The sequence below is a fragment of the Nocardiopsis sp. TNDT3 genome, assembly GCF_003427465.1.
In the GTDB taxonomy this organism is placed as follows: domain Bacteria; phylum Actinomycetota; class Actinomycetes; order Streptosporangiales; family Streptosporangiaceae; genus Nocardiopsis; species Nocardiopsis dassonvillei.
Genome location: NZ_QPFC01000454.1, coordinates 1 through 5,901 on the forward strand (window position 1 = coordinate 1; position 5,901 = coordinate 5,901).

5 protein-coding genes and 1 pseudogene are annotated in these 5,901 nt (G+C 73.8%); 2 read left to right on the forward strand and 4 right to left on the reverse strand.

The window, feature by feature from the left end:
- The 3 genes from DQW06_RS11960 to DQW06_RS11970 all read right to left on the reverse strand — a co-directional run.
- Positions 1 to 747, reverse strand: a 747-nt coding sequence (locus tag DQW06_RS11960) for a hypothetical protein (protein ID WP_117198437.1), incomplete at its 3' end; no start/stop codon positions are given.
- Positions 748 to 1,206: 459 nt separating this feature from the next.
- The gene (locus tag DQW06_RS11965) at positions 1,207 to 1,872 is read right to left on the reverse strand and encodes a DUF6518 family protein (RefSeq protein WP_013151603.1); all 666 of its coding nucleotides are present in this window, start codon (positions 1,870 to 1,872) and stop codon (positions 1,207 to 1,209) included.
- A 160-nt stretch (positions 1,873 to 2,032) separates the two neighbouring features.
- The gene (locus tag DQW06_RS11970; protein WP_071621473.1) at positions 2,033 to 2,770 is read right to left on the reverse strand and encodes an SDR family oxidoreductase; all 738 of its coding nucleotides are present in this window, start codon (positions 2,768 to 2,770) and stop codon (positions 2,033 to 2,035) included.
- 112 nt (positions 2,771 to 2,882) lie between these two features.
- Here DQW06_RS11970 and DQW06_RS11975 point away from each other — a divergent pair, with 112 nt between their 5' ends.
- Together DQW06_RS11975 and DQW06_RS11980 are read left to right on the forward strand one after the other, a co-directional pair.
- Entirely contained in the window at positions 2,883 to 3,632 is a 750-nt protein-coding gene (locus DQW06_RS11975; RefSeq protein ID WP_013151601.1) for a TetR/AcrR family transcriptional regulator, read from the forward strand.
- A gap of 348 nt (positions 3,633 to 3,980) precedes the next feature.
- Positions 3,981 to 5,357: a choice-of-anchor A family protein gene (locus tag DQW06_RS11980; RefSeq protein WP_117198436.1), complete on the forward strand. Its 1,377-nt coding sequence runs from the start codon at positions 3,981 to 3,983 to the stop codon at positions 5,355 to 5,357.
- Positions 5,358 to 5,501: 144 nt separating this feature from the next.
- On the opposite strand, the pseudogene DQW06_RS11985 reads toward DQW06_RS11980, so the two are convergent.
- A pseudogene (locus DQW06_RS11985) lies at positions 5,502 to 5,901 on the reverse strand (hypothetical protein); the annotation flags it as partial.

A 5,901-nucleotide genomic window follows, 5' to 3' on the forward strand; every position in this document is an offset into this window, starting at 1 on the left:
CCGCGCGGCCTCCCCGGCGCCCCGGGCCACACCCTCCACCGCGTTCCCGGCTCCGCGGGCCACACCCTCCACGGCGCTCCCGGCTCCCCGGCCCACGTCTTCCACCGCGCCGCCCGCGCCCCGGCCCAGGGCTCCCACGGCCTGCCCCGCACCGCCCGCCACCTGGTCGAGCGAGGACTCCACCCCCCGGGTCACGTGCTCCAGGATCTGCGGGTTGGTGTCGATGGTCTGCAGGACCCGCGTGATGATCTCCCGGACGTTGTCGAGCTGGACCTTGAGCAGGGCCTGGGCCTCGACCCCCTTGAGGGTGAGGCTGACGCGGCCGAGTTCGACGTCCGCGCCCACCTTGAGCTTGAGCAGGTCCAGCACCTCGGCCTGGAGGGAGACGGAGGCCCGCAGGTTCTCGACCTCCAGTCCGATCTCGTCGACCTTGACCACCGGGACGTCGAGGAGCACGTCCGGGTCCTCGACCCCGGGGGCGCGGACCGGGCGTCCGGCCCCTGGGACGCGGCCGGTGTGCTCGACGCCCGGCTCGGAGGCCCGGGGCTCGGTGGCTTCGGGTTCGGGGACCTGAGGCTCGGCGGCTTCGGCTTCGGGGGCCTTGGGCGCGGCCGCCGGCCGCTTGGCCCGCGCGGGCCCCGCCACGGCCTCCCGTTCGCTGGGCGCGACGTCCCCCCGGGCCTTGCCGCCTCCGCCCTTGGCGGACCGGCCCGTGCTTCCTCCGCTGTCCTGAGTACTCCGTTTCACCTTCTGCGCACCCTTCTGAACGGTCCGGACACGCCCCGGGGTCCCCGCCTCCCGGCGACGGCCCGCGCCGTCGGCCGTGTCGCGGACACCCGACCGCCCGTCCGATTTATTGCCGTTTGAGAGTTATGCGTGCATGTTCGCCCCATGTACCCCCGGCCGCCCTTCCAAAACGGTTCTCCCTGTTCAGGGCACCTTCGAGCCATCCCGAGCAGGCATCCGCCCCGCCTCCGCCGCCCGCCCCGCTGCCGGAACCGGTACGTCGGCGGGCCCGGGCGGGAGGCGCCCCCACCTGACCAGCTGCCGGGCGGGCACCGGCCGGTCCGGGCGCGGGGCCGTCCGGGCGTGGAAGGCGTGGGTTCGGCGTGGAAAGCGGTGGGGCCGCGGGGAAGGCGTGGAGTTCGCGTGGAAGAGGCTGGGTCTGCGTGGAAGATGCGGGTTTTGCGTGGAAGCGCGGGGACGTCAGCCGGTGAACCACAGGATCAGTTCGCCGGAGTAGACCAGGACGAAGGCCGTAGCCACCACGGCCGCGGTCCCCGCGGCGAGCCCGAGGGAGCGCGGGCGCGGGGCGGGGCAGCGCCGGACCGCGGCCCATCCGAGGAACGCGGCGCCCGCGGCGATGGAGCAGGACCAGTAGACCGGGGACGTGGTGTCCGCGATGTAGAGGAGTCCGTACACCCCCTCGCCGACGAGCACGCCGCTCATGGCGCCCGCAGCCAGCGGGGCGAGGCGGGACCGCGTGCGCAGCGCGTTACCGCCCCAGCCGAGGACCGGCCCCACCAGGGCGGCGGCAGTCAGCCAGAAGAACGTCCCCCCTGGCGAGGCGGAGAATCCGCGCAGGACGGAAGCGATGTCGTAGCCGAGGACCATCGCCGCCAGCGACAGCGCGCACGCGATCGCCGAGACCCAGGGGCGCGGGGAGAGCATGCCGAGAAGGAAGGCGACCAGGCTCCAGCTCCCGGCCGAGTTCGCCAGCGGGGCCAGGCCGTGGGGGAGCAGTCCCTGCGCGTAGGAGGTCAGGAACCCCGTGAGGAGCCCCGCGCCGACGGCCGCGCCCAGAGGGGTCAGCAGGGCGCTCGGGGAGGCGGGTGCGGTCGCGGTCGCGGGCTTCTCCGTGTCTGCGGCCATGGTCTCTTCCGTTCCGTCGTCGCGTGCTCGCCACACGCGGGGCTGCCTGTCCTCACCGGGTTAACGCCGTGCTCCGCTCCCCCGGTTCACCGCTGGGAGATCCGCCAACGGGCGACACCCGGTCCCGCTCCCCCACCGTTCTTCGGACTCCTCGTCGGGCTCAGACCATGCCGCCGTTGGCGTAGAGGATCTGGCCGTTGACCCAGCGGCCGGGCCCGGCGAGGAAGGAGACCACCTCGGCGATGTCCTCGGGGGCGCCGAGGCGCCCGAAGGGGTTCATCCCGGCCAGCCGCTCCACCTGCTCCTCGCTCTTGTCCGCCAGGAACAGGTCCGTGGCGGTGGGCCCGGGGGCGACGGCGTTCACCGTCACGTCCCGGCCCCGCAGCTCCTTGGCCAGTACCGGGCTGATCGCGTCCACGGCGCCCTTGGAGGCGGCGTAGGCCGCGTAGGTCGGCAGGGCGAGCTTGCCGACCGAGGTGGAGACGTTGACGATCGCCCCGCCCCGGCGGACCCTCCTGGCCGCCTGCTGGTTGACCACGAAGGTGCCACGGATGTTGGTCCGGTGCATGCGGTCGAGGTCGGCCAGATCGAAATCGGCCACGGTGTCCAGGAGCATGATCCCGGCGGAGTTGACCACGACGTCCACGCCGCCGAACCGCTCCTCGACCGCGTCGAAGGCCGCGCGCACGGCGTCCTCGTCGGCGACGTCGGCCCGGATCGCGACGGCGCCGCCGCCCGCGTCGGTGACCGCGGCGACGGCGGCCTCCGCCGCGGGGGTGTCGCCCGCGTACACGATCGCGACGTCCTGGCCGTCGGCGGCGAGGCGTTCGGCCACCGCCCGTCCGATACCGCGCGATCCGCCGGTCACCAGCGCCACACGCTGTTCGGTGCTGCTCATGATCGTCCTCCCGTCGGGGCGGCCTTCCGCCCACCTTTGATAGCGCCGATAACACTAGTTCTTGATCGACGATAACACAAAGGTGATACCAGAATCCCGTTATCATCGATACATGGCTTCTCGCAGCGACAACCGGCAGAAGGTCATCGAGGCCGCCGCAGACCTTCTCAGGAACCACGGGCGTACCGCGGTCACCACGCGAGCCGTCAGCACCGCGGCCGAGGTGCAGCCCCCGACGATCTACCGCCTGTTCGGGGACATGGACGGCCTGCTCAACGCCGTGGCCGCGGACGGTTTCACCCGTTACCTGGCGCGCAAGGCGGCCCAGCCCGCCTCGTCCGACCCGGTGGAGGACCTGCGGGGCGGCTGGGACCTGCACGTCGGGTTCGGTGTGGAGAACCCGGCCCACTACCTGCTGATGTACGGCGACCCCGCGCCGGGCGGGAGCGGTGAGACCGCACGGGAGGCCCGGCGCGTCCTGCTCACGCTGGTGCACCGGGTCGCGGAGGCCGGCCGGCTCGTGGTCGGTGTCGAACAGGCGGCGGACATGGTGCACGCCGCGGGCATGGGCGTCACCCTCAGCCTGATCAGGGCGGGCTCCGACCGGCCCGACCTGTCGCTGTCCGTCAGGACGCGCGAGGCGGTCCTCACGGCGATCACGTCCGCTCCCGGCGCCGACACCGGCGTGGCGGCCGGTACCGGCCCCGGAGCCGACCGGGACCGCGAACCCGCGCGGCGGGCGATCGCCCTGCGCTCGGTCCTGGACCGGTCGCGGGCGGAGTTCAGCCACGGCGAGCGCATCCTGCTGGGCGAACTCCTCACCCGCCTGGCCGACGCGGAACCGGGGTCCCGTGACCTCTGACCCGCCCGGTCCCCCAGCCGACGGCGGCGGCACCGCGCAGGACACGGAAGCGGAACAACGGCGACGGCATGGCAACCGGCGGCACGTGTCGCGCGTGGAAGGAGAGGACACCGTGCGTGCCAGGTCCGGGAGCGCTCCCAACACGTTCCGTGACCACGGGACGCGTTCCCGGCTCCCGCCCGGGAGCGGAGGGCTCGACGGGGCCCACGGCCGGGACGACCGCTGTCGTCCCCGTCCGGCGCACCCCGGAGGAACGCTTCCCCGTTCTCCCGCGCCCCGCTCGTCCGCCCCTTCCCCACCAGTCCGCATTCCCCACCCGTACGAAGACTCCGGAACGGAACATCCGAGATGCCGAGAAGTCCCCAGACCCCCTCACTGCTCCTGAGAGGGGCCTGCGCCTCCACCTCCGCCCTCCTGGCCTTCGGGCTGCTGCCCGCCGCCCCCGCGCTGGCGGAGACCGCCGTCAACCCCGTGTCCGGCAACCAGGGCTTCCTCGTGGTCACCGAAGGCGACGCGGTCCTGGCGGGCAACGAGTCCGAGGGAGCCGTCGCGGTCGGCGGCGACCTCGTGTTCGGCGACTACAACGTGGCCGCCCACACAGCCGGTTCCCACACCGCCGAGGGGGACGAGCACCCCACCGCCCTCCTGGTGAACGGCCGGGTGGACTTCGGCGCCAGCGAGGGCGACCTCAAGGTGCTCCAGAGCGGGTACGTCAAGGTCGGCGCGGCAGCGGACGCCGACATCAGCACGACGGACCACAACGGCGCCCAGGTCAACACCGTGGTCGCCGGCCCCGAGGGCCGTGAGAGCACACCGCGGGTCTCGCTCACCGTCCGCCAGCCGCAGGAGTCCGTCACCGGCCCGGCCCTCGACGTCGCCGGGCTGTTCCCCGCCTACCGCGAGCGCTCGGCCGGACTCGCCGCGTGCGAGGGCGGGATCGTCCCGCTGCGGACGGGCGAGGGTTCCGAGGCCCTGCCGCCCTTCGAGCAGGGCGCCAACGTCACCCTGCCGCTGGCCCAAGGCACCCAGAACGTGTGGAACGTCGCCGCCGAGGACCTGGCCGCCCTGGAGGTCATCACCTTCGAGGACAAGCCCGGACCGGACGCGCCGCTCCTGGTCAACGTCGACACCTCGGGCGTGGGCGGACGGTTCGAGTGGCGCACCCCCAACATGGCCGGGATCGGGCTGGAGGAGGCCCGCTACGTGCTGTTCAACTTCGGGGAGGCCGCCTCCGTCACCTTCACCCCCGACAGCCGGACCCTGGAGGGCACCGTCTTCGCCCCCGACGCGAAGGTGAGCTGGCTGTCGCCGAGCAACATCGAGGGCAACGTCGTGGCCGCCTCCTTCGAGCACGGCTCCCTGTCGGCGGGCGTCGTCGGCAACGGTGAGCTGCACAACGGCGACTTCTCCGCAGAGCTGACTCCGTGCGGGCCCGACGGGGGCGAGACCCCCGAGGAGCCGGGAGAACCCGAGCCGACTCCCGACGGTGAGGAGCCCGGGGCCCCCGAGGAGGAGCAGCCGACCGAGGCTCCCGTCGCGGAGGAGACGCCCGGCGCGGAGCCCTCCGCGTCCCCCTCACCCGAGCAGGCGGCCGGATCGGACGGCGGTCTGGCCGTGACCGGCGCGAGCCTGTGGGGGCTGGTCGGCGCGGCGGTGGTGGCGATCGGGGCCGGTGTGGCGGCCTTCGTGTTCACCAGGCGCAGGAAGTCCGGGTCCTCCGTCTGAGGGAGGTCCGCGGGAAAGGCGGCACGGGACCGGCCGCAGGTCCGGTGACCGGGACGCCGGCGGCGGGAGCCTCGGCGGCGGTCGGCACCGTCCGCCAGAGTCCCGCACGGGGGCTCCGATCAGGGTGATCGGGGCCCCCGGCGTTCACCGGGGCTCCTCGGTGTCCGGCGCCTCCCGCCCGTCCGGCTCGGGGTACTCCTCGCGGATGCGCAGCGCCAGCTCGCTGAAGCCGCCCCGCTCCAGGACGATCACCTGTTCATGGACGAACTTCGCGCGTTCCCCGGCGTCCTCGAAGGAGTCGGCCAGCCCGCGCAGGATGGCCACCTGCACGTCGCGTTCAGCCGACTCGGGGCCTTCCTCGGCGGGCCACCAGTAGCTCTCGTACCCCTCTTCGTCGACGTCGCTGCCCGGGCCCGGGGACGGCTCGGGCCCGTCGTCCCCACCGAGGTCGAGCGGGTCGTCCAGCGGGTCGGGACCGCCGAAGGCGTCGAGGCCCCCGTCCACGGCCGGCGCCGAGGGGACCTTCGGGCGCGGGGAGGGCGAG

Bases quoted from the DNA above. Each gene is read 5' to 3' on its own strand.
- DQW06_RS11975 (WP_013151601.1), top strand. From the start codon at position 2,883: ATGGCTTCTCGCAGCGACAACCGGCAGAAGGTCATCGAGGCCGCCGCA.
- DQW06_RS11970 (WP_071621473.1), bottom strand. From the start codon at position 2,770: ATGAGCAGCACCGAACAGCGTGTGGCGCTGGTGACCGGCGGATCGCGC.
- DQW06_RS11965 (WP_013151603.1), bottom strand. From the start codon at position 1,872: ATGGCCGCAGACACGGAGAAGCCCGCGACCGCGACCGCACCCGCCTCC.
- DQW06_RS11980 (WP_117198436.1), top strand. From the start codon at position 3,981: ATGCCGAGAAGTCCCCAGACCCCCTCACTGCTCCTGAGAGGGGCCTGC.